Here is a 19,719-nt window from a genome sequence, read left to right on the forward strand (position 1 = left end):
CGGCGACCACCTCGGCGGTCGTCTCGGCAACCGCTTCGGCAGCCGCCGTGGCCGGCGGGAGCGCGGTCGCCGGGGGACGGTTGTCCCGGGCCAGCTAGTTACCTAAGTTAAGCAACTAAATGGACGCTAACTCACCCGGAACGGGGGAGGGAAGAGGTGATCAAGGGCCACCCGAGGTTGGCTCAAACCGAGCGGGCGGGCGCCTCCGGACCGGGGCGCCGGGCCGGGGATCCCGGTACCTCAAGGGCCGCTAAAGTGCCTGCATGCCGGACCCCGGAAGAGACCAGGACCCCACCGCCGCACTGCAAAGAGTGCTGGCCACGCTGTCCTATCTGCTCACCCGCTCCCGGGCGCACGAACGCCAGGCGGCCGAGGCGGGCGTCACGGCGGCACGCTCCGATCTCTGGCTGCTGATGGCCCTGGAGGACAGCGGGGGCGTCAGCAGGGTCGGTGATCTGGCCGCACTGCTGATGGTCGAACCGCCTCATGTCACCCGGCAGATAAGCCAGTTGGAGTCCCAGGATCTGGTCGAACGGACCCCGGACACCCTCGACCGCCGCGCCCGGCAAGTGGCGATCACCCCCCACGGCAAGGCCGTTCTGGGCCGCCTCCAGAGCACCAGCCAGGCCGGTCTCCACGAGGCGCTCGCGGGCTTCGGCGATGCCGATATCGCCACCACCGTCGCCGTGCTCAACCATCTGGTGGCCTACGCCCGCAACAAGCACGCCGCCGAAGAGCGGCCGCGGGGGCGCGGGGCGTGAGCGGGGTGGGGCGAGGCCCCACCCCGTCCGGTGTCCCTACTCGATCTCGACCCGGCCGCTGTGGCCCTGCTTCCCGGCGGTCCCGCCGTTCTTGTCGGCCTTGCCGTCCTGGCCCTCGGTGGTGCGGAGGTTGCGGCGGACCGAGTCGAGGATGGTCAGGCCCTGGCCGACCAGGCCCGCGGCGATCTCGCCCAGGCCGTCGGTGCCGTTGAGGACGTTGACATTGGCGTTGGACAGGCCCGCGGAGGCCTCCTTGACGATCTGCGGGAGCTGGTCGATCAGCATCCGGTCCAGGGCCACGCGGTCGTGCGACGCGGCGGCCTCGGCCTGGATCTTCATCCGCTCGGCCTCGGCCATGGCCAGCAGCCGGATGCGCTCGGCCTCCGCCTCCGCGGGCTTGACGACCTCGGCCACCAGCTCCTGCTGACGCAACTGAGCGGCACGCTCGGCTAGTTCGGTCTTGGCGGCGAGGACTTCCTGCTGTGCGTGGGCCTGGGCGAGCGGGCCGGCCTGGGCGGCGCGGGCCTGGGCCCGGTCCACCTCGGCGGAGTACTCGGCCTGGACCACGGCGGTCTGCCGGGAGTATTCGGCCTGGTTGCGCGCGGCCTCCTGCTGCGCCTCCACCGAGGCCTGGGTGGCCTGGGCCTGGGCGATCTGCGCCTGCCGCTGGATGGCCGCCTTGTGCGGGGCGGACATCGCCTCGATGTAGCCGGTGTCACCGTCGTCGATCGACTGGATCTGCAGGGAGTCGACGATCAGGCCGATCTTCGCCATCTCCGTCTTGGACGTCTCCAGGACCTCGGTGGCCAGCTTCTGCCGCTCGGTGACGATCTCCTCGACCGTCATCGAACCGATGATGGAGCGCAGATGGCCGGCGAAGATCCGGCCGGTCAGGACCGACATCTGGTCCTGGTCGGACAGGAACCGCTGACCGGCGTTGACCACGCTCTCGGTGTCGTTGCCGACCTTGAACGCAATGACGGCGCGCACCGTCAGCGCGATGCCCTGCCGGGTCACGCAGGTCTCGGCGACCTCGGCCTCGCACATCGCCAGCGTCAGAAAACGGACCTTGCGGAAGACCGGCAGCACGAACTTGCCGTGCCCGGTCACCACTCGGAACGGCGCGCCCCCCTGTCCACGCCTGCCTCCCGAGATCAGCATGGCTTGATCGGGGGCAGGAACGCGGTAACCGAACATCGTTTGTCTCCTCAACCGGCGTCGCCGGCATTGCCGGACAACGCGTCCAACGGATCGGCCCACTCCATGACGTCGACCTGACGACTGCCACGCGACTCGATCACGAGCACGGTCGCCCCTACCGGAAGGGGCTCGGCGGACCAGGCGAGAAAGGCCTCGGTACCGCCTCTGATCCGTACCAGTACCTCACCGGGACCGGCAGCCCCACGCGTGCCGATCAGCAGTACTCCCGTACAGCCGATGACGGCATCGTCCTGTGCCATTGGCGGCCGGCCTCCCCCGTTACGTTCCTGGAAAAACGACCATAGCGCTCCTGAACGCGGCGGCCTATGGGGGGTTGGCGGCGAGTTGGAACCGGTTCGCGGCCGTCAATTTCTCGTCAGGGAATCCGTAATTGGGGTGTGGAATTCCCTTACGCGGGTGCGGTGCAGAAGGGCGGTCCGTCATTCCGGGCGCCGGGGCAATACGTCGAGGGCGGCGAGAATGTCGGACGGTTCGGCGCGTGCGGTGTAGTCGGTGTCGAGGAAGGCCCAGCGGATGGTGGCGTCGGGGTCGATGACGTAGGTGGCGGGCAGCGGGAGGGTGCGCGGGTGGCCGCCGTTGACGCGCTGCAGGTCGAAGCCGAAGGAGTCGTACACGGCGGCCAGGTCGTCGGGCAGGTCGAAGCTGAGGCCGTACTGCTTGGCGGTGCCCGAGCCGAGGTCGCTGAGGACGTCGAAGGCGAGTGCGTGCTTTTCGGTGAGGGTGAGGGACTCGTCGGGGATCTGCGGCGAAATGGCCACCAGCCGGGCGCCGCGGGCGGTGATCTCGGCGTGGTGCTGCTGGAGGGCGCGCAGTGCCAGGTTGCAGTAGGGGCACCAGGCGCCGCGGTAGAAGGTGAGCACGACCGGACCCTCGGACAGCAGGGAGTCCAGGGCGACGGTGCCGCCGGTCGCGGTGGGGAGGCTGAAGCGGGGCGCCGCGTCTCCCGGCTGCAGGGCCCGTTCGGCCTGGCCCGATGCGGCGAGGTCGCGGCCGGCGCGCTCCATCACCGCACGGGCGGCGGCCGGGAGCTCGGGGTAGCGGATGCGGAGGAACGCGGTGAGTTCGTCGTGGAGGCTCATTGCGGTGGGGGCTCCTGAGGTGAGGCGTGGGCACGCAGGGGTGCGAGGGCGGCGGTCACCGTGTCGGTGAGCGTCCGGGCACCGGCGCCCGCACGGGAACGCAGATTGACGCCGTACGCGAGGGTGGCCAGCACCGCGGCGGACGCGTCGAGATCGTGGTCCGGCTGGAGCTGGCCCAGCTCCTCGGCGGTGGCCAGGGCCGCTCGCATGGCCGACTCCAGCGTGGCGTGGTGTTCTTCGAGCAGGGTGCGGATGCCGGGGTCGCCGCATTCCGGGCCGGCGTAGGCATTGGTGACCATGCAGCCCCAGCCGGCGACCGGGCCGGCGCAGCGCACCTCGATCAGCCCGGCGAAGAATTCCTCGACCGAGGACAACCCCGCGGTGGACGACGACAGTGCGGCGAAGGCCGGTGTCGAGTGCTGCGCTATATAGCGGTCCAGCGCCGCGGCATAGAGGCCGTCCTTGCTGCCGAAGGCCGCATAGAGGCTGGAGCGGCTCACTCCGGTCGCGGACACCAGCGCCTGGATACCGGTCGTGGGCAGGCCCTGGCGCCAGAAGACCTGGATCGCGTCGTCGAGCACGATGTCGGGGTTGAAGTGCTTGATGTCGGGCATGGCGGGCCTGCTCGTCTCGGTTGCGCTGTCACGTGCGGGACGGATCGGGCGGTGGCGCGGGACCCGGCGGATTCACTCCGCGCTGCCCGCCCCCGCATCTTGGAACGGTTGTTCCAAGATGCTCCGAATCGCTTTCCCTGTCAAGGAGTTGGGGGTGGAGGCTGGGGACAACTTCCGGAGTCGGCTGTTCCCTTTTGCGTGCGCGGCCTTCAGCGCGGCCGAGGGTGCCGCTGGGGGGCGTCCGGCGACCTCAGGCGCGGGACGGCGGTGCCTGCGCGCGGCGACGGGCGGCGTCCGGAAGGAGCGGCAGCAGGGCCGAGATCGCGGCGGCGAGCACGACGTTGAGGAGCAGTGCGGCCGCCAGCGCCTGCCCGTACGCGCGGGTGTCGTTGTGCGCGGCACCGCCGAGCGCGCCGTAGTAGAGGATGCCGACGAGCGCCACGCCGACCGCGCCGCCGATCTGCTGACCGGTGGAGAGCACCCCCGAGGCCATGCCCACGTCCTCCGGGCCGACATTGCCGAGCACCGCGTTCAGCAGCGGCGTGACCAGCAGGCCGTTGCCCGCGCCCACCAGGAGCAGGGGCGGCACCAGCTCCCAGGCACTCAGCTCGGCCCCGGCGCCGAGCGCCAGAACGATCGTGCCGACGAAGCCCACGGCCCCGGTCAGCGCGCCGATCCGCAGCACACGGCGGCCGTGGCGGGCGAGCCGGCCGGCCAGCAGGCTGGTGAGGAAGAAGGCGACGGCGAAGGGCGTGTAGACCAGACCGGCGCCGAGCGCGTCCCTCCTCAGGCCGTCCTGCAGCGTCAACGACAGGACCAGGAAGAGCGAGTTGATGCCCGCATACGTGAGGACGACCAGGGTCATCCCGACCGCGAACGGCCGCTCGCCCAGCAGACCCAGCCGGACGAGCGGGGTGCCGCCCGCGGCCTCCACCCGCCGCTCCACCAGGCAGAGCAGTGCGAACGCCGGGACGCTCGCGGCCAGGCTGAGCCAGGTCCACAGTGGCCAGCCGTACGCGCGGCCCTCGACCAGCGGCACCACCAGCAGAAAGAGCGCCACGGTCAGTACCGCCGCACCGGGCAGATCGAGCCGCCGGGCCCTCGGCGCCCGCGTCTCGGGCAGGAACAGCCCGGCGAGCAGCAGCGTCACCACCCCGACGGGCACATTGACCCAGAAGGCCGGCCGCCACGAGGAGCCGAAGAGGTCGGCGGAGATCAGTACGCCCCCGATCAGCTGGCCGGACATGGTGGCCATGCCGATGACCGCACCGAGCGCACCGAACGCCTTCGGGCGCTTGCCGGCCGGGATCAGTACCTGGATCACCGCGAACACCTGCGGGAACATCGCGGCCGCGCCGAGGCCTTGGACCAGCCGTGCGGCGATCAGACTGCCGGCGCCGGGGGCGAGCGCACAGCCCACGGACGCCAGGGTGAACAGCGCCATCCCGGTCATGAACAGCCGCCTGCGGCCGAAGCGGTCGCCGAGCCGCGCACCGGTGATCAGGGCGAGGGCGTACGTGAGCTGGTAGCCCGCCAGGACGAGCTGGACGTCGGCGGCGGTGGCGTGCAGATCGGCCTGGAGGGCAGGGGCGGCGACCAGCACGATGAAGGTGTCGAGCACCGCCATGAACGCCCCGACCAGTACGAGCGCCAGGGCCCGCCATGGCGCCGCGCCGTTCGCCGCACCCCTCGCCGCACCGCCCGTCCCCGCAGCCTCGGGACCGGGCGGACCGGCCTGCGGACCGGCCTGCCGAACGTCCTGCCGCACCGCCCGGGGATCGTCCTGCGGCCCGGCCTTCGGCGTGCCGGTCCGCGCCGATGCGGACTGCCGGCCGATGGCACCTGAGGGTGGGATCTGAGTCATGCGGTAAGGGTCGACCGGCCCCGGCCGGATATACAGAGACGGATTATGCTGGTGTCCTCACCACCCCCAACGACCCTTCGCCGCACCGTCATTCGTGCCGAGTCCGGATACGCGTGCGGCGGCCCGTACCCGGCCGGCCCCACCTCGCGGCCGGCGGCGAAAACGGGAGCATCCATGGCTGACCTGCAACGGCGGCGGAGTCTCGCGGAGTTCCTGCGCTCGCGGCGGGAGCGCCTCACGCCCCAGCGGGCGGGCATCCTCCCGGGTCCGCGGCGGCGCACCCCGGGGCTGCGGCGCGAAGAGGTCGCGCAGCTCTCCGGTGTCAGCGTGACCTGGTACACCTGGCTGGAGCAGGCGCGCGACATCACCGTCAGCCGGCAGGTCCTCATGAGCCTGGCGCGTGCGCTGATGCTCAGTGCGGTCGAGCGCCGGCATCTGTTCGCGCTGGCCGGGGTGCCGTTGCCGGAACGGCCGCCGGGCCGCGGTCCCGGCCCCGCCCTGCAACGGCTGGTCGACGCGCTCGAACCGAACCCCGCCTACCTCCTCGACGCCAACTGGGACCTGGTGGGCTGGAACCGCGCCGAAGCGGGCCTGATCGGCGACCCCGGCCAGCTGGAGCCGGCCGAGCGCAATCTGCTGTGGCTGGTGTTCACCGATCCGGCCATGCGGTCGCTGCTGACCGACTGGGAAGGCCAGGCGCGGGACCTGATAGCCCAGTTCCGGACCGATGCCCGCCAGCGCGCGGGCGACCCCCGCTACGAACAGCTCACCGGCGGACTGCGGGAGTCGAGCGCGGAGTTCCGGACCTGGTGGGACGCCCACGACCTCGCGGACCTCGGCAGCAGCCGCCGAAGGTTCTGCCACCCGCGGGTCGGGGCGCTGACCTTGGACTACGTGAAGCTGGCGGCCCTGGACGCCCCGGGCGTCAAGCTGTTCGCGTGTCTGCCGGCCGATGCCGCGACGGCGGAGAAGCTGCCGGGGCTGCAGGAGTGCGCGGCGGGCACGGCGCCCGATGAAGCGGCCGTCGCCCTGCCCGGGGGTCCCGACCGGAAGGGGACTCCTGACGGGAAAGAGGACCCAGACGGGAAGGGGGCTCCCGACGGGAAAAGGGAAGCGCTCAGCGGAACGGAAGCGGTTGCCCCTGCTCCTCCTCCGGCCGCGGGCCGAAGATCCGTCGTTCCGCCTCCGTGATCGCGACGTCGTGGATGCCGGCTTCCCGGCGGCGCATCAGTCCCTCCTCGTCGAACTCCCACAGCTCGTTGCCGTAGCTGCGCCACCACTGGCCGGCCGCGTCATGGGACTCGTACTGGAAGCGCACCGCGATGCGGTTGCCGCTGTAGGACCAGAGCTCCTTGCGCAGCGCATAGTCCAGCTCCCGGGCCCACTTCCGGCGCAGGAAGGCGACGATCTCGTCGCGGCCGGTGAGGAAGGTGTCGCGGTTCCGCCAGACCGAGTCCTCGGTGTACGCGAGGGCGACCCGCTCGGGGTCGCGGGTGTTCCAGGCGTCCTCGGCCGCTTGCACTTTCCGGAGCGCGCCCGGCTCGTCGAACGGCGGGAACGGGGGGCGTGGTGCCATGGCGGCGGCCTCTCTCAGGATCGGGAGAACGGGCGTTCTCCCTCGGTCGGCTAGTGTAGAGAACGACCGTTCTCCTGGAAAGCCCCGGAAGTGCCATGGACCTCGACGAAGCCCGCGTACGGATACTCGACGCCGCGGAGGAGCTGTTCTACGACCGCGGCGTCCAGTCCGTCGGCATGGACGAACTCCGCGCCACCGCAGGGGTTTCGCTCAAACGCCTCTACCAGTGCTTTCCCGCCAAGCACGACCTCGTGGAGGCGTACCTGCGGCGCCGCGACACCCGCTGGCGCGCGGCGCTCGCGGAGTACGTCGCCGTGCACGCCGACGATCCGGCGGACCGGCCGCTCGTGGTCTTCGACTGGCTGCACGACTGGTTCTCGGAGCCCGGCTTCCGCGGCTGCGCCTTCATCAACGCGTACGGGGAGCTGGGGGCGACCTCCGACCAGGTCGGCCGCGTCGCACGGGAGCACAAGGACGCACTGCTGGGGTATGTGACCGGCCTGCTGCGCGCGGTACCGGTGGCCGAACCCGGCGTGCTGGCACGTCAGTTGGTGCTGCTGGTCGACGGCGCGATCACCTCCGCCGCGCTCAGTGGCGAGCCCTCCGCCGCCCGCCGGGCCCGTACGGCGGCGGCCGCGCTCATGGGGACGGCGCGGTAGGCGGTGCCCCGGTGGGGGTGTCGCCGTATCGCCGCGGCCGCAGCTCACCCGAGCTGCGGCCGCGGCGGCCTTGCGGCAGGGGGGTCAGCCCAGAGCCCGCGCCAGACTCTCCAGGGCGCCGTCCAGTTCCTCGGCGGTGATGGTCAGCGGCGGGGCCAGCCGGATCGTCGAACCATGGGTGTCCTTGACCAGGACGCCTTCCTTGAGCAGGCGTTCGCTGATCTCCCGGCCGGTGCCGAGGCCGGGGTCGATGTCGACGCCGGCCCACAGGCCGCGGGCGCGGAAGCCGGTCACGCCCTTGCCGGTCAGCGCGGCCAGGCCGCCGCGCAGCCGCTCGCCCAGCTCGGCGGCGCGGCGCTGGAACTCTCCGGTGGCGAGCAGTTCGACGACGGCCGAACCGACCGCGGCCGCCAGGGGATTGCCGCCGAAGGTCGAACCGTGCTGGCCGGGGCCCAGGACACCGAGCACGTCGCGGCGGGCGACCACCGCGGAGACCGGGACGATGCCGCCGCCCAGCGCCTTGCCGAGCAGCAGCATGTCCGGCACGACGGACTCGTGGTCGACGGCCAGGGTGGTGCCGGTGCGGCCCAGTCCGGACTGGATCTCGTCGGCGATGAACAGGCACCCGGCCCGCCGGGTCAGCTCGCGTACGCCGGTGAGGTAGCCCTCGTCGGGGATGACGACGCCCGCCTCGCCCTGGATGGGCTCGATCAGCACGGCGGCCGTCGTCTCGTCCACGGCCGCTTCGAGCGCGGCGAGGTCGTTGTACGGGACGGTGCGGAAACCGGGGGCGAAGGGCCCGAAGCCGATGCGGGCCGTGTCGTCGTCGGAGAAGCCGACGATGGTCGTCGTCCGGCCGTGGAAGTTGCCGCCGGCCACCACGATCGTCGCCCGGTCCGCCGGGACGCCCTTGACGTCGTACGCCCACTTGCGCGCGACCTTGATGCCGCTCTCCACCGCCTCGGCGCCGGTGTTCATCGGCAGGACCATGTCCAGGCCGGTCAGCTCGGCGAGGCCTTCCGCGAATCCGGCGAGCCGGTCGTTGTGGAAGGCGCGGGAGGTGAGGGTGAGCTGGTCGAGCTGGCGGTGCGCGGCCTCGATCAGGGCCGGGTGGCGATGGCCGAAGTTCAGCGCCGAGTAGCCGGCCAGCATGTCGAGGTAGCGGCGCCCCTCGACGTCCTCGACCCAGACGCCTTCGGCGCGCGCGACCACCACGGGCAGCGGGTGGTAGTTGTGCGCGAGCACCGGGCCCTCGGCCTGGATCAGCTCCGCCGACGAACGGGGGGCGTGCACACGGGCGGTACGGGTGGGAGCGGTCATGAGCGAATCTCCTGGGTGCAGCACTTGATGCCGCCGCCGGCCTTGTGGAACTCCGAGAGGTCGACGGGGACGGGGACATAGTCGTGCGCGCTGAGCCGGCCGATCAGGCCGGTGGCCTGCGGGGCGACGAAGACATGGCGGCCGTCGGAGACGGAGTTGAGGCCGAAGGCCATCGCGTCGTCGCGGGTGGCGAGCACCGCCTCGGGGAACAGCCGCCGGAGCACTTCACGGCTGCCGGTCGAGAACGCCCCGGGGTAGTAGGCGATGTTCGCCTCGCCCGTCTTCGGCGTCTCCTCCAGGACGAACAGCGCGGTGTCCAGGTGGTAGAAGTACGGGTCCACCAGCTGCAGGCCGATGGTCGGTACGCCGAAGAACTCCTGCACCTCGCGGTGTGCGGCCGGTGTGGTGCGAAAGCCGGTGCCCGCCAGGATGTAGCGGCCGGCCGGTACGAGATCGCCCTCGCCCTCGCACATCGACTCCGGCCGGTAGACGTCGTACCCGGCCGCCTTGAACCAGGTCTCGTACTCCGTGGACTCCGGCCGCCGCTGCGGCGCATGGAAGTACGAGCCGAAGACGCGGCCGCCCACGACGAGCGCGGAGTTCGCCGCGAAGACCATGTCGGGCAGCGTGGCCACCGGGGGCACGGTCTCCACCGTGTGGCCGTGGGCGCGGTAGGCGTCCATCAGCGTCTCCCACTGGCGCCCCGCGAGGGCCGTGTCCACCGGTGCGTCCGTGCTCATCCACGGATTGATCGCATAACGCACGTCGAAGTGTCTGGGCTCGCAGACCAGATAGCGCCGGGGGCGCGCTGCACGACTCATCGGCACGGGAGGATCCCTTCGCTTCTTACGGGGCGTGCGGGGCGACCGGATGTCACTGACGGTCACCCGAGGTGCTTCCACGGTAAGGAGCGACGGATTCGGGCCACAAGCAACAAATGCTGCTCAGCAGCGCAGGAATGCTGCGGAGAAATGCCCTTTCACGCTGGATTGCTGCGCCGAAATTGTCGGCGGCGACGTGCTGGGCCGGTGTGCGGAGGAGGTGCGTTGCGCACGTTCGTTGCGTCGGTTCGTGCGCCGGTTCGCTGCGTCCGTTCTGTAGCGCCGGACCGGGCGGAGCGCCGTTCCGCGGCCCCTTCAGCGGGCGGTTCTGTCCGAGGGCTGGCTGGCGCCCGCCTCCGGGCTGTCCGGCAGGAGATGGGACAGCACCATGTAACTGATCGTCTTGCGGATGAACGGCTCGGCCCTGATCCGTTCGAGCACCTCCTCGAAGTGCTCGACATCGGTCGCGCGTACGTGCAGCAGCGCATCGGCGCCACCGGTCACCGTCATCGCCGCGGCGATCTCCGGATGGTTGCGCACGACCTCCGCGAGCCGCCGGGGCGGCGCCGCGCCGTCGCAGTACACCTCGACATACGCCTCGGTCAGCCAGCCCAGGGCGGCCGGCCGGACGGTGGCGGTGAACCCCGTGATCACGTTGTTCTCCCGCATCCGGTCCACCCGCCGCTTCACGGCGGTGGACGACAGCCCGACCGCGGCACCGATCTCGGCAAAACTCGCCCGGCCGTTGTCGATCAACGCCGCAACGATCTTGCGGTCGAGGTCGTCGAAGGGCGCGGCCTTGTGGGTCACTGGGCCTCCCGTTTCTTCCCGGTCATACCGTCCTCACCGGCCCGTGCCGGTCCGTCTCCGCCTCCGGGTCCGTCGCGGTCGCGGTTGCCCAACGGTAGCGAGAGCGGGGTGAGGGGGAGGGGACCGGCCGGGGGGCGGCTAGGCCGGTTCCACGTGGTGCAGTCCGGCCCGGCGGACGACCTCCGGGCCCAGTCGTGCGGCGCGGGACACCAGGGCGGGGCCGTCCCAGTCCGGGGGCCAGCCGTGCCACAGACGGAGCCTGCCGCCCACGACGACCGCGGCGATCTGGTCGCGCTGCGCGAGGCGGACGAGTTCCCAGCGCAGGTCGTAGGAGGGGGTGAGTTCGGGGACGTCGAGGTGGACGACGAGGAAGTCGGCGGCCTTGCCGACCGTGATCTCGCCGGTCACCTTGCCCAGCCCGACCGCGTCGGCGCTGTGTGCGGTGGCGTGCTCCAGCCACATCCGGCCGGCGCCGCAGGACGAGTCGCCCGACGCCATGCCGTACGCCAGCCGTTGGGCCGTCTCCCCCGCGTCGACCAGCCGGAAGCCGTCGCCGCGGGTGCCGTCGGTGCCCATGCCGAAGCGCACGCCCATCGCGGCCAGCAGGGTGGCGTGGGCGACGCCGTTGCCCTTCCAGGCGCTGGCCACCGGGTTGTAGCTGATCGCCGCCCCGGAGTCGGCCAGCAGCCGCATCTCCGAGGGCGTGAGGAGGGTGGCGTGGGCGCCCAGGGTCTGCGGGCCGAGGGCGCCGAGGTGGTGCAGATACTCCACCGGGCGGCGGCCGACGCTCTTCAACGAGCGCTCCACGGAGGCGAGATGTTCGTTGACGTGGATCTGCAGCACCGCACCGGCCTCGGCGCACAGGTCGGCGGTCCTCTTGATGACCGCGCCGGGCGCGTCCTCGGGGACGGCGATCGCCAGCGAGGGGTGGACCAGCGGATGGCCGTCCCACCGCCCCAGGTGCGCCGGCCCGCCCTCGCCGGAAGAGACGATCTTGGACAGGACGCACCGGATGCCGGCTTCCTCCGTGGCCTGCGCGATCACCCGGACGTCCACGGGGGCACGGGTCCCGGCGTCGGCGACCGTGGTGAAGCCGCCGCGCAGGGCCTCCAGCGCGGCCAGCTTCGCCGACACGTAGGCGCTCTCCTCGTCCAGCGCGCGTTCCAGCGGCTCCCAGATGGCCTTGAAGATCTCCGAGGGCCGGCCGAACGACCGGGCCTTGCCGAAGCTCTGGGTCAGGTGGTGGTGCGCGTCCACGAACCCGGGCATCAGCAAGTGGCCGTCCAGGCGCACCGGGTGGAGGTCGCGGTGCTCGGCGATGAGCTGCCGGGCCGGTCCGATCGCGCGGAACTTTCCGTCGCGGACGAGGACGGCCCGGTTCCGTACCGGCCCCTCCGGCAACAGCAGCAGCTCCGGGACCAGTAGTTGCGCCCTGCCGCGGAACTGTCCGGGCCGCGGCCCAGTGGTGCCGCGCGAGCCGTCGGCCGCGGCCGCTTCCCCGCCGCCCGGGCCCGAGGCGCCGAGGAAGCCGCCCGCGCCGGTCAGACCCATGCCGACCAGCAGCCTCCGCCGTCGTACTCCGCCGGCTCCCGGCTCCGAGTCCGGCGCTGAGCCCTGCCCCGAGTCCGGCGCTGAGTCCTGCCCCGAGTCCGGCGCTGAGTCCTGCCCCGAGCCCGTGCCCGAGCCCGTGCCCGAGTCCGGCCCCGGGTCCGGCCGCTCGCCCGGGGGCCTGCCGTGGTCCTGCCGTTCGTTCGCCAACCCGCTCGCCTGCTTCCCGTACTTCGGTACGTGTGTGCTCTGCTCGCCGACTGTCCCCGGGGTGGCCTGACCTTAGGGCCGCCCCAGATTCGGAACAAGGGTTCCGACATGCGGGATTTACTGGAGTGGCCGTCAGGTGGCGGAAGTCTCCCCGGACTCCGGCAAACTCCTGGTCATGGCCTGCGGACCGGGCGTACGAGGTGGCGTAGCCTCGCCGAAATACGGGCCGGAGCCGGGTGCGTGGGCCCGCGGCCCCCGCCGTACCCCGCATGGGATCCTGGTGTGTCATGGATCTGCCGGGCGGACGGTGGACGGACGTGCGGCGATGACGAGGGTGCCCCGATGAGACTCTGCTTCCTGGTGGAGGAGCAGTACCGCCACGACGGCATGCCGCTGGACGTGATCCGCCAACTCGACGCCTGGGGACACCAGGTGGACGTGCTGTGGCCCGGCCGCTCGCTGATATCCCTGTCCGACGCGATACAGGCGGGCAGCCACGACGCCTGGGTCCTCAAGACGGTCTCCGGCGGTCCGGGTCTGACCCTCCTGGAGGCCGCGGCGACCGCCGGACTGACGACCGTGAACGACGTCCGGGCGATCCGCGGGGTACGCGACAAGGCGCTGGCCGCGGTGATCGCCCGCGGTACGGGGCTGCCCGTCCCCGTGACGTACGCGGCGGCCCGGCCCGAGGAGTTCGCGGAGATACCCGAGACGGAGTTCCCGCTCGTGGTCAAGCCCGCGGACGGCAGCTCCGGGCGCGCGGTCCGCCTGGTGGCGACGCCGGACCGGCTGCGGGATCCCGCGGAGCCGACCGGTACCGGGGACCCGGGAGCGCCGGGCGACGGGCTGCTCATCGCCCAGCCGTATGTGCCCAACTCGGGTACGGATCTGAAGGTGTACAGCGTCGCCGGCGAGCTCTACGCGACCGAGCGGTGCTCCCCGCTGCATCCCGCGCACGCCGTACGCGAACGTCAGGTGCCGCTCACCCCCGAAATCGCCCGGATCACCGCCGAGATCGGCACGGTGTTCGGTCTCGACCTGTACGGGGTCGACATTCTGCTCGGCCCCGAGGGCCCGGTGGTCGTCGACATCAATGACTTCCCGAGCTTCCGTCAGGTGCCGGACGCGGTCGCCCGGGTGTCCGCCGCCATTCTGGATCTCGCCCGTAACGGGACGACAGGTGCCGCCGGCCGGCCGGTGAACGGGCAGTTGACGGCCGGGCAGGCCGGGGCGATGCCCTCGACGGCGACGGCCGCGGCACCCCCGTTCACCGCCCCTCCCGCTCCTCCGGTCCCTCCCGCCCCACGCGCCCCCCGGCCCGCGGCCTCGATCGGCGGGGGCCGATGAGGATCGGGCTGGTCACCGCGGATCCCGGGCATCCGCTGCTGGCCGCGGTCACCGAGGTGCTCACCCCGGGGCATCGGGTCGAGTGGCTCGACCCGGGCGGCGAGGCGCCGGGCCCGGACCTCTCCTCGCTCGCCGACGTCTATCTCCTCAAGGCGCGCACGCCCAGGGCGCTGGCACTCGCCGCGCTCCTGGAGGAGCACGGCGCCCCGGTGCTCAACTCCGCGGCGGCGACCGCACGGTGTCAGGACCGCGTGGAGATGGCCGAGGTGGCCCGTGCGGCGGGGCTGCCGTTCGCCGCCACCACCGCGGTGGCCACGCCCGGCCGGCTGGCCGCGGCAGGGGAGCCGGCCGCTCCGCTGGTGATCAAGAGCCGGTTCAGCCGCCGCCATGACCTGGTGACCCGCGCCGACAGCGCCGCACGGCTGTGGGAGCTGGCCGCCGAATGGCCCGATGAGCCGGTCGTGGTCCAGGAGTTCACCGCGAACAGCGGGTGGGACCACAAGCTGTGGATCGTCGACGGCCGGCTCTTCGCCGGGCTGCGCCGGTCGGAGCTGGCCCCGGACGGCCACGGTCCGACCCTGCCGCTGCCGGTCGGGGAGCTTCCCGCGAGCTGGACCGACGCCGCGCTCCGGGCCGGCGAGGTCTTCGGCCTGGACGTGTACGGCGTGGATGTCCTCGATGCCGGCGGCGGCGCACCGCTGATCGTGGACATCAATGCCTTCCCCGGGATCCGCGGACAGGCCGGTGCCCCGGAAGCGCTCGCGGAACTCGCCCTGCGGACGGCGGAGCGCGGCCGGACGACCACCCCGGGCGAAGGAAGGACGGCCGCCCCGGGCGGACGGAATTCGGCGAGCCCGGGCGAACGCAATTGGGCGAGGCCGGACGAACGGAATTCGGCGAGCCCGGGCGAAAGAAAACTGCCAGAAGTCAGCCGTAATTAGGCCCTGTTCGGAGCACATCGAACCGAAGAGGTGCGGAGGCGGAAGCCCGTCCTCCACCAGGCCTAAGCCGTCGGCCGCCGGGGTAGCGCTGCCCACGTCCAGGGGGGCGTGGCTTCGCGCGCCTTCCTTCCGCACGCAGGGAAGAGGCCGGCACCGGTGACGCAGCAGCCTTTCGAATTGCCCACCTTCTACACGCCCCATCCGGCGCGGCTGAACCCGCATCTGGAGGCGGCCCGTGCGCACTCCACGGCATGGGCGCGCCGGATGGGGATGCTGGAGGGTTCCCACATCTGGGAGGAGAAGGACCTCGAAGCCCACGACTACGCCCTGCTGTGCTCCTACACCCACCCGGACTGCGACGCGGACGCCCTCTCGCTGGTGACCGACTGGTACGTCTGGGTCTTCTTCTTCGACGACCACTTCCTGGAGAAGTTCAAGCGGACGCTCGACCGGAAGGGCGGCAAGGAGTACCTCGACCGGCTGCCCGCCTTCATGCCGATGGATGTGACCGCGCCCGTTCCCGAGCCTGCCAACCCCGTGGAGGCGGGACTCGCCGATCTGTGGGCACGCACGGTGCCGCACATGTCCGTGGAGTGGCGGAAGCGGTTCGCCGAGAGCACCGAGCACCTGCTCAACGAGTCGCTGTGGGAACTGTCCAACATCAACATCCACCGGGTGCCCAACCCCGTCGAGTACATCGAGATGCGTCGCAAGGTCGGCGGCGCGCCCTGGTCGGCGGGCCTCGTGGAGTACGCGACCGGCGCCGAGGTGCCCGCCGCCGTCGCCGCCTCCCGTCCGCTGCGGGTACTGCGCGACACCTTCTCCGACGGGGTGCACCTGCGCAACGACCTCTTCTCCTACCAGCGGGAGACGGAGGAGGAGGGCGAACTGAGCAACGGCGTCCTGGTGCTGGAGACCTTCCTGGACTGCACCACCCAGGAGGCCGCCGACGCCGTCAACGACCTGATCACCTCCCGGCTGCAGCAGTTCGAGACCACCGTGCTCACCGAACTCCCCGCGCTCTTCCTGGAACGCGGCCTGGACCCGAAGGCCTGCGCGGACGTGCTGGCGTACGCCAAGGGGCTCCAGGACTGGCAGTCCGGCGGCCATGAATGGCACCTGCGCTCCAGCCGCTATATGAACGGCGGCGGGTCGGCGGCCGGTGCCGCGCAGACCTGGTCGCCGTTCGCCTGCGGCGGCCTCGGCACCTCGGCGGCGGATCTGCGGACCGCGCTGACCACGGCCGGTGCGCTCCGCCTCCGCAGCGCCGCTCACGTCCCGCACCAGAAGGTCGGCCCCTCGCGCATCCCCGACCTCTTCATGCCGTTCACCACCACCCTCAGCCCGCATCTGGCGGGGGCCCGCCACCGCCTCCTCGCCTGGGCGCACCGGATGGGCCTCTTCGGCCCGCAGCCCGGTGTGCCGCTGTCCGATGTCTGGGACGAGCCCGCGATGGTCCGCTACGACCTGGCGCTGTGCGCCGCCGGCCTCCACCCGGACGCCACCCCGGAGCAACTGGACCTGGAAGCCGCCTGGCTGGCCTGGGGCACCTACGCCGACGACTACTACCCCCAGGTCTTCGGCCGGACCCGCGACATCGCCGCGGCCAAGGCGTGCACCGCGCGGCTGTCGGCGTTCATGCCGCTGGACGCCGCGGCCGCCGTGCCGGAGCCGGTCAACGCGATGGAACGCGGCCTGGCCGACCTGTGGACGCGGACGGCGGGGCCGATGACCCCCGATGCGCGCCGGAGTTTCCGTGAAGCCGTCGACACGATGACGGCGAGCTGGCTCTGGGAGATCGACAACCAGGTCCTGAACCGCATCCCCGACCCGGTCGACTACATCGAGATGCGCCGCGCGACCTTCGGTTCCGACCTCACCATGAGCCTGAACCGCATCGGCCGCGACCGGCAGATCCCGCCGGAGGTCTTCCGCACGGGCACCCTGCGCTCCCTGCAGAACGCCGCGGCCGACTACGCCTGTCTGCTGAACGACGTCTTCTCCTACCAGAAGGAGATCGAGTACGAGGGCGAGGTCCACAACGGCATCCTGGTCGTCCAGAACTTCTTCGACTGCGACTACCCGACCGCGCTGCACATCGTCCATGACCTCATGACCTCGCGCATGCACGAGTTCCAGCACGTCGCGGCCCATGAACTCCCGGTCGTCTGCGACGACTTCGACCTCTCGCCCCGGGCCCGCGAGGCGCTCGACGGCTACGTCCACGAACTGGAGAACTGGCTGGCCGGCATCCTCACCTGGCACCGGGACTGCCTGCGCTACACCGAGCCCGAGCTGCGCCATCCGGCGGGTTCGCCGGGGCGGCTGGGCGCGCCGACCGGGCTGGGGACGGCGGCGGCCCGTCTCTTCCGGTCGTCCGCCGTGGGAGTGGCGTAGGCGCCGGCCCGGCCCGCCGAGCCGCCCCGCGGGCCGGGCCGGGCCATGCCCCCGTGCCCCTCCCGTGCGCGGTATCGCGTCATGTGCCATCGGCCTATGGTTCGTGACCCCGTGCCTACGGGGCCATGAACGGTGAGGGGGCGGGCCATGGCGGCAGGGAGTTCTCCGGGCGGTTCGGCGTCACGGCGGGCGCAGGAGGCCCGTCGGCAGGAGCGGCTGTTACGCGAACAGTGGCGGGCCGCCCGGCAGCGGGCCGAGCGCTGGGAGGCGGCGAGCGAGGGGGAGCGGCGGGTCGCGGCCCAGCTGCTGATGCTGGCCGGCCGGGGCTGGCGGCTGCTGGTGGACCGGCGCTGGCCGGGCACCCGCGCGGCCAATGTGGACATGCTGCTGATCGGTCCCGGCGGCGTCTTCGTCATCGACGTCAAGAACTGGCGGGCCGCGCCGGAGCCCTCGGGCGGCCGGCTGCGGGCCGGCGGGTTCTCCCGCGACGAGCACCGGCGCAAGCTGCTCGCGGTCACCAAGGCCGCCGAGAGCGCGGTGGCCTCCCTGGGGATGTCCCCGGTGGCGGTGCGTCCGGTGCTGGCCTTCGCGGGGCAGCGGGTCGACGCGGAACTGGGCCGGATACGGCTGCTGGGCGAGCACGAGATCGGCCCGGCGCTGCTGTCGCAGCGCACCCGGCTGTCCGCGGAGTCGGTCCGCGCCCTCACCGACCACCTGGCGCGGGTCTTCCCCGAGTACGAGGACCCGGTCGCCGTCCCGGGGCCGGTCCCCGCTCCGGGCCCGGGCGCTGCTCCTGGGCCGGGCGCCTCCGCGTCGTCGTCCCGGGGAGCCGCCGCCCGTCCGCCGGCTGCCGGGGCCGACGGGCTCTTCGACCTCGACGGACTGCGGGAGGCCGCCCTCGACGAAGCGCGCCGGGCCCCCATCGAGCAGTGGATGACCTTCCTCGACCCCGAACAGCTCGCGCTGGTCCGCCGCAACTGGGCCGGCCCCGCCAGGATCAGCGGCCCGGCCGGCACCGGCAAGACCGTCGTCGGCCTGCATCGTGCGGCCTACCTCGCCCAGCGCACCAACGGCCGCATCCTCTACGTCACCTTCGCCAACAACCTCCCCCGCGTGCAGGCCACCTTCCTGGGGACCATGGCCCCGGCGGTGGCCGACCGGATCGACTTCCGCAGCCTGCACTCCTGGGCCCGGGACTATCTGCGCAGCCGGGGCGTGCCCGTCCACCTGCACAAGGAGAAGGCGGAGACGGCCTTCAGCCTCGCCTGGAAACACGTCGGCCGGAACAGCTGTCTGACCGAGATCGATCCGCTGCCCCCCTACTGGCAGGAGGAGATCAACTACGTCATCAAGGGCCGCGGCATCACCTCCTTCGAGGAGTACGCCCTGCTCGCCCGCCGTCGCCGCCGCGCCGGCCTGCGCCGCCCGCACCGGCAGGCCGTCTGGGCCCTGTACGAGGCGTACGAGGCCCAGCGCACCGAGCGCGCCGTCCACGACTTCAACGACGTGCTCTCCCTCGCGCTCGCCGAGGCGGCCGGCCGCATCGGCCACAGCGACTACACCGCCGTCGTCGTGGACGAGGTGCAGGACCTGACGCTCGTCGGGGTGCGGCTGCTGCACGCCCTGGTCGGCGACAGCCCGAACGGGCTGCTGCTGGTGGGGGACGGGCAGCAGGCCGTCTACCCGGGCGGGTTCCGGCTCTCCGACGCGGGCATCGACATCCGCGGGGACCGCGGGCAGGTCCTGCGGGCCAACTACCGCAACAGCAAGGAGATCGTGGACACCGCGCTCGCCGTGGTCGCCGACGACGCCTTCGAGGACCTCGACGGGATGCGGACCCCCGGCCGGCGGGACGTCGACCTGACCTACCACGACGGCCAGGTACAGCGTGCGGTGCTGCCCACCCCCGCCGCACACGACGAGGCGCTGGTGGCCGCGCTGGGTGCGCTGTCGCCGCCGGAGCTGGCCGGCTCCGCCGTGCTCTGCCCCTCGAAGCGCGCCATCGAGCACTATCAGCGCCTGCTCACCCGCGCGGGCCTGCGCGTCTGCCTCCTGGAGCAGTACGACGGGCATCCGGTCGAGGCCGTGAAACTGGGCAGCTACCGCCGTGCCAAGGGCCTGGAGTTCCAGCGCGTCTATCTGCCGCGGCACGACGAGTGCCTGCCGACGGGGAAGCCGGACGGCGGCCCGGCCGGCGAAACGGCCGACGAGCGCGGTGAGCTGGCCCGCAGTCAGCTCTTCGTCGCGATGACCCGCGCCCGTGACGTCCTCTGGCTGGGCAGCGTCCGGCCGGAGGGCGGGGGCTGAGCCCCCGGGCACCGCTCGGCCACCGGGCCGGCGCCGACACCTGGCCGTCGCCTGGTCACTGCTCGGGCGCTGCCCCCGGCCGGCGCCCGGTCCGTCCCTCGAACAGCGGCGCAGGACCCCGCATTGCCTCCCGCGGGGTCCTGCTGGCTGGTGAATATCCCGTCAGAGGTGAATATCCCGATATGTCGTCGGGAACCCCACATGGCGAAATCCCGCACGGGGTCCCGAGGGCCGGACCGCCGCC

Annotated in this window: 17 protein-coding genes; 7 read left to right on the forward strand and 10 right to left on the reverse strand. The window is 72.2% G+C overall.

What is annotated here, in order from left to right; all coding sequences use genetic code 11:
• The first annotated feature begins 263 nt into the window (after positions 1–263).
• Entirely contained in the window at positions 264–761 is a 498-nt protein-coding gene (locus tag Scani_RS37220; RefSeq protein WP_159482058.1) for a MarR family winged helix-turn-helix transcriptional regulator, read from the forward strand.
• Positions 762–797: 36 nt separating this feature from the next.
• Here Scani_RS37220 and Scani_RS37225 read toward each other — a convergent pair whose 3' ends face one another.
• The 5 genes from Scani_RS37225 to Scani_RS37245 all read right to left on the reverse strand — a co-directional run bounded on the left by Scani_RS37225 (position 798) and on the right by Scani_RS37245 (position 5,539).
• On the reverse strand, positions 798–1,958 hold the full coding sequence (locus tag Scani_RS37225; protein WP_159482059.1) for an SPFH domain-containing protein: 1,161 nt from the start codon (positions 1,956–1,958) through the stop codon (positions 798–800).
• Between the two features lie 11 nt (positions 1,959–1,969).
• Positions 1,970–2,221: an NfeD C-terminal domain-containing protein gene (locus Scani_RS37230; RefSeq protein ID WP_159482060.1), complete on the reverse strand. Its 252-nt coding sequence runs from the start codon at positions 2,219–2,221 to the stop codon at positions 1,970–1,972.
• Between the two features lie 180 nt (positions 2,222–2,401).
• The gene (locus Scani_RS37235; RefSeq protein ID WP_159482061.1) at positions 2,402–3,061 is read right to left on the reverse strand and encodes a peroxiredoxin-like family protein; all 660 of its coding nucleotides are present in this window, start codon (positions 3,059–3,061) and stop codon (positions 2,402–2,404) included.
• On the reverse strand, positions 3,058–3,675 hold the full coding sequence (locus Scani_RS37240) for a TetR/AcrR family transcriptional regulator (protein ID WP_159482062.1): 618 nt from the start codon (positions 3,673–3,675) through the stop codon (positions 3,058–3,060). The genes Scani_RS37235 and Scani_RS37240 overlap by 4 nt, the downstream gene beginning before the upstream one ends.
• A 250-nt stretch (positions 3,676–3,925) precedes the next feature.
• Positions 3,926–5,539, reverse strand: a complete 1,614-nt coding sequence (locus Scani_RS37245) for an MFS transporter (RefSeq protein ID WP_159482063.1) — start codon at positions 5,537–5,539, stop codon at positions 3,926–3,928.
• Between the two features lie 174 nt (positions 5,540–5,713).
• On the opposite strand from Scani_RS37245, the gene Scani_RS37250 reads away from it, so the two are divergent.
• Positions 5,714–6,730, forward strand: coding sequence for a helix-turn-helix transcriptional regulator (locus Scani_RS37250; RefSeq protein ID WP_246296378.1), 1,017 nt, complete (start codon positions 5,714–5,716; stop codon positions 6,728–6,730).
• Here Scani_RS37250 and Scani_RS37255 read toward each other — a convergent pair.
• The gene (locus Scani_RS37255; protein WP_159482064.1) at positions 6,657–7,115 is read right to left on the reverse strand and encodes a nuclear transport factor 2 family protein; all 459 of its coding nucleotides are present in this window, start codon (positions 7,113–7,115) and stop codon (positions 6,657–6,659) included. The two genes, Scani_RS37250 and Scani_RS37255, sit on opposite strands and share 74 nt — an antisense overlap.
• 95 nt (positions 7,116–7,210) lie before the next feature.
• Here Scani_RS37255 and Scani_RS37260 point away from each other — a divergent pair, with 95 nt between their 5' ends.
• Complete coding sequence (locus Scani_RS37260; RefSeq protein ID WP_159482065.1) at positions 7,211–7,774, forward strand: TetR/AcrR family transcriptional regulator; 564 nt, start codon at positions 7,211–7,213, stop codon at positions 7,772–7,774.
• A gap of 84 nt (positions 7,775–7,858) precedes the next feature.
• Here the strand turns inward: Scani_RS37260 and rocD are convergent, their stop codons facing one another.
• The 4 genes from rocD to Scani_RS37280 form a co-directional block, all read right to left on the reverse strand.
• Complete coding sequence (gene rocD, locus Scani_RS37265; RefSeq protein WP_159482066.1) at positions 7,859–9,094, reverse strand: ornithine--oxo-acid transaminase; 1,236 nt, start codon at positions 9,092–9,094, stop codon at positions 7,859–7,861.
• Positions 9,091–9,915, reverse strand: coding sequence for a dimethylargininase (gene ddaH, locus Scani_RS37270; RefSeq protein ID WP_246296379.1), 825 nt, complete (start codon positions 9,913–9,915; stop codon positions 9,091–9,093). Before ddaH ends, rocD begins: the two co-directional genes overlap by 4 nt.
• A 315-nt stretch (positions 9,916–10,230) precedes the next feature.
• Positions 10,231–10,725 carry an Lrp/AsnC family transcriptional regulator gene (locus Scani_RS37275; RefSeq protein WP_159482068.1) on the reverse strand — a complete coding sequence of 165 codons (495 nt, stop codon included), beginning with the start codon at positions 10,723–10,725 and terminating at the stop codon, positions 10,231–10,233.
• A 138-nt stretch (positions 10,726–10,863) separates the two neighbouring features.
• Positions 10,864–12,276 (reverse strand): amidohydrolase family protein, encoded by a 1,413-nt coding sequence (locus Scani_RS37280; protein ID WP_159482069.1) that lies wholly within the window; start codon positions 12,274–12,276, stop codon positions 10,864–10,866.
• Positions 12,277–12,825: 549 nt separating this feature from the next.
• Between Scani_RS37280 and Scani_RS37285 the strand changes: the two genes are divergently transcribed.
• From Scani_RS37285 to Scani_RS37300, 4 genes are all read left to right on the forward strand, one after another.
• Complete coding sequence (locus Scani_RS37285) at positions 12,826–13,830, forward strand: ATP-grasp domain-containing protein (RefSeq protein WP_159482070.1); 1,005 nt, start codon at positions 12,826–12,828, stop codon at positions 13,828–13,830.
• Positions 13,827–14,771, forward strand: coding sequence for an ATP-grasp domain-containing protein (locus tag Scani_RS37290; RefSeq protein ID WP_246296380.1), 945 nt, complete (start codon positions 13,827–13,829; stop codon positions 14,769–14,771). The genes Scani_RS37285 and Scani_RS37290 overlap by 4 nt, the downstream gene beginning before the upstream one ends.
• A gap of 156 nt (positions 14,772–14,927) precedes the next feature.
• Positions 14,928–17,168, forward strand: a complete 2,241-nt coding sequence (locus Scani_RS37295; RefSeq protein WP_159482071.1) for a family 2 encapsulin nanocompartment cargo protein terpene cyclase — start codon at positions 14,928–14,930, stop codon at positions 17,166–17,168.
• A gap of 147 nt (positions 17,169–17,315) precedes the next feature.
• Positions 17,316–19,475, forward strand: a complete 2,160-nt coding sequence (locus tag Scani_RS37300) for a nuclease-related domain-containing DEAD/DEAH box helicase (protein WP_159482072.1) — start codon at positions 17,316–17,318, stop codon at positions 19,473–19,475.
• The last annotated feature ends 244 nt before the right edge of the window (positions 19,476–19,719 follow it).

The organism is Streptomyces caniferus, from assembly GCF_009811555.1.
In the GTDB taxonomy this organism is placed as follows: Bacteria; Actinomycetota; Actinomycetes; order Streptomycetales; family Streptomycetaceae; genus Streptomyces; species Streptomyces caniferus.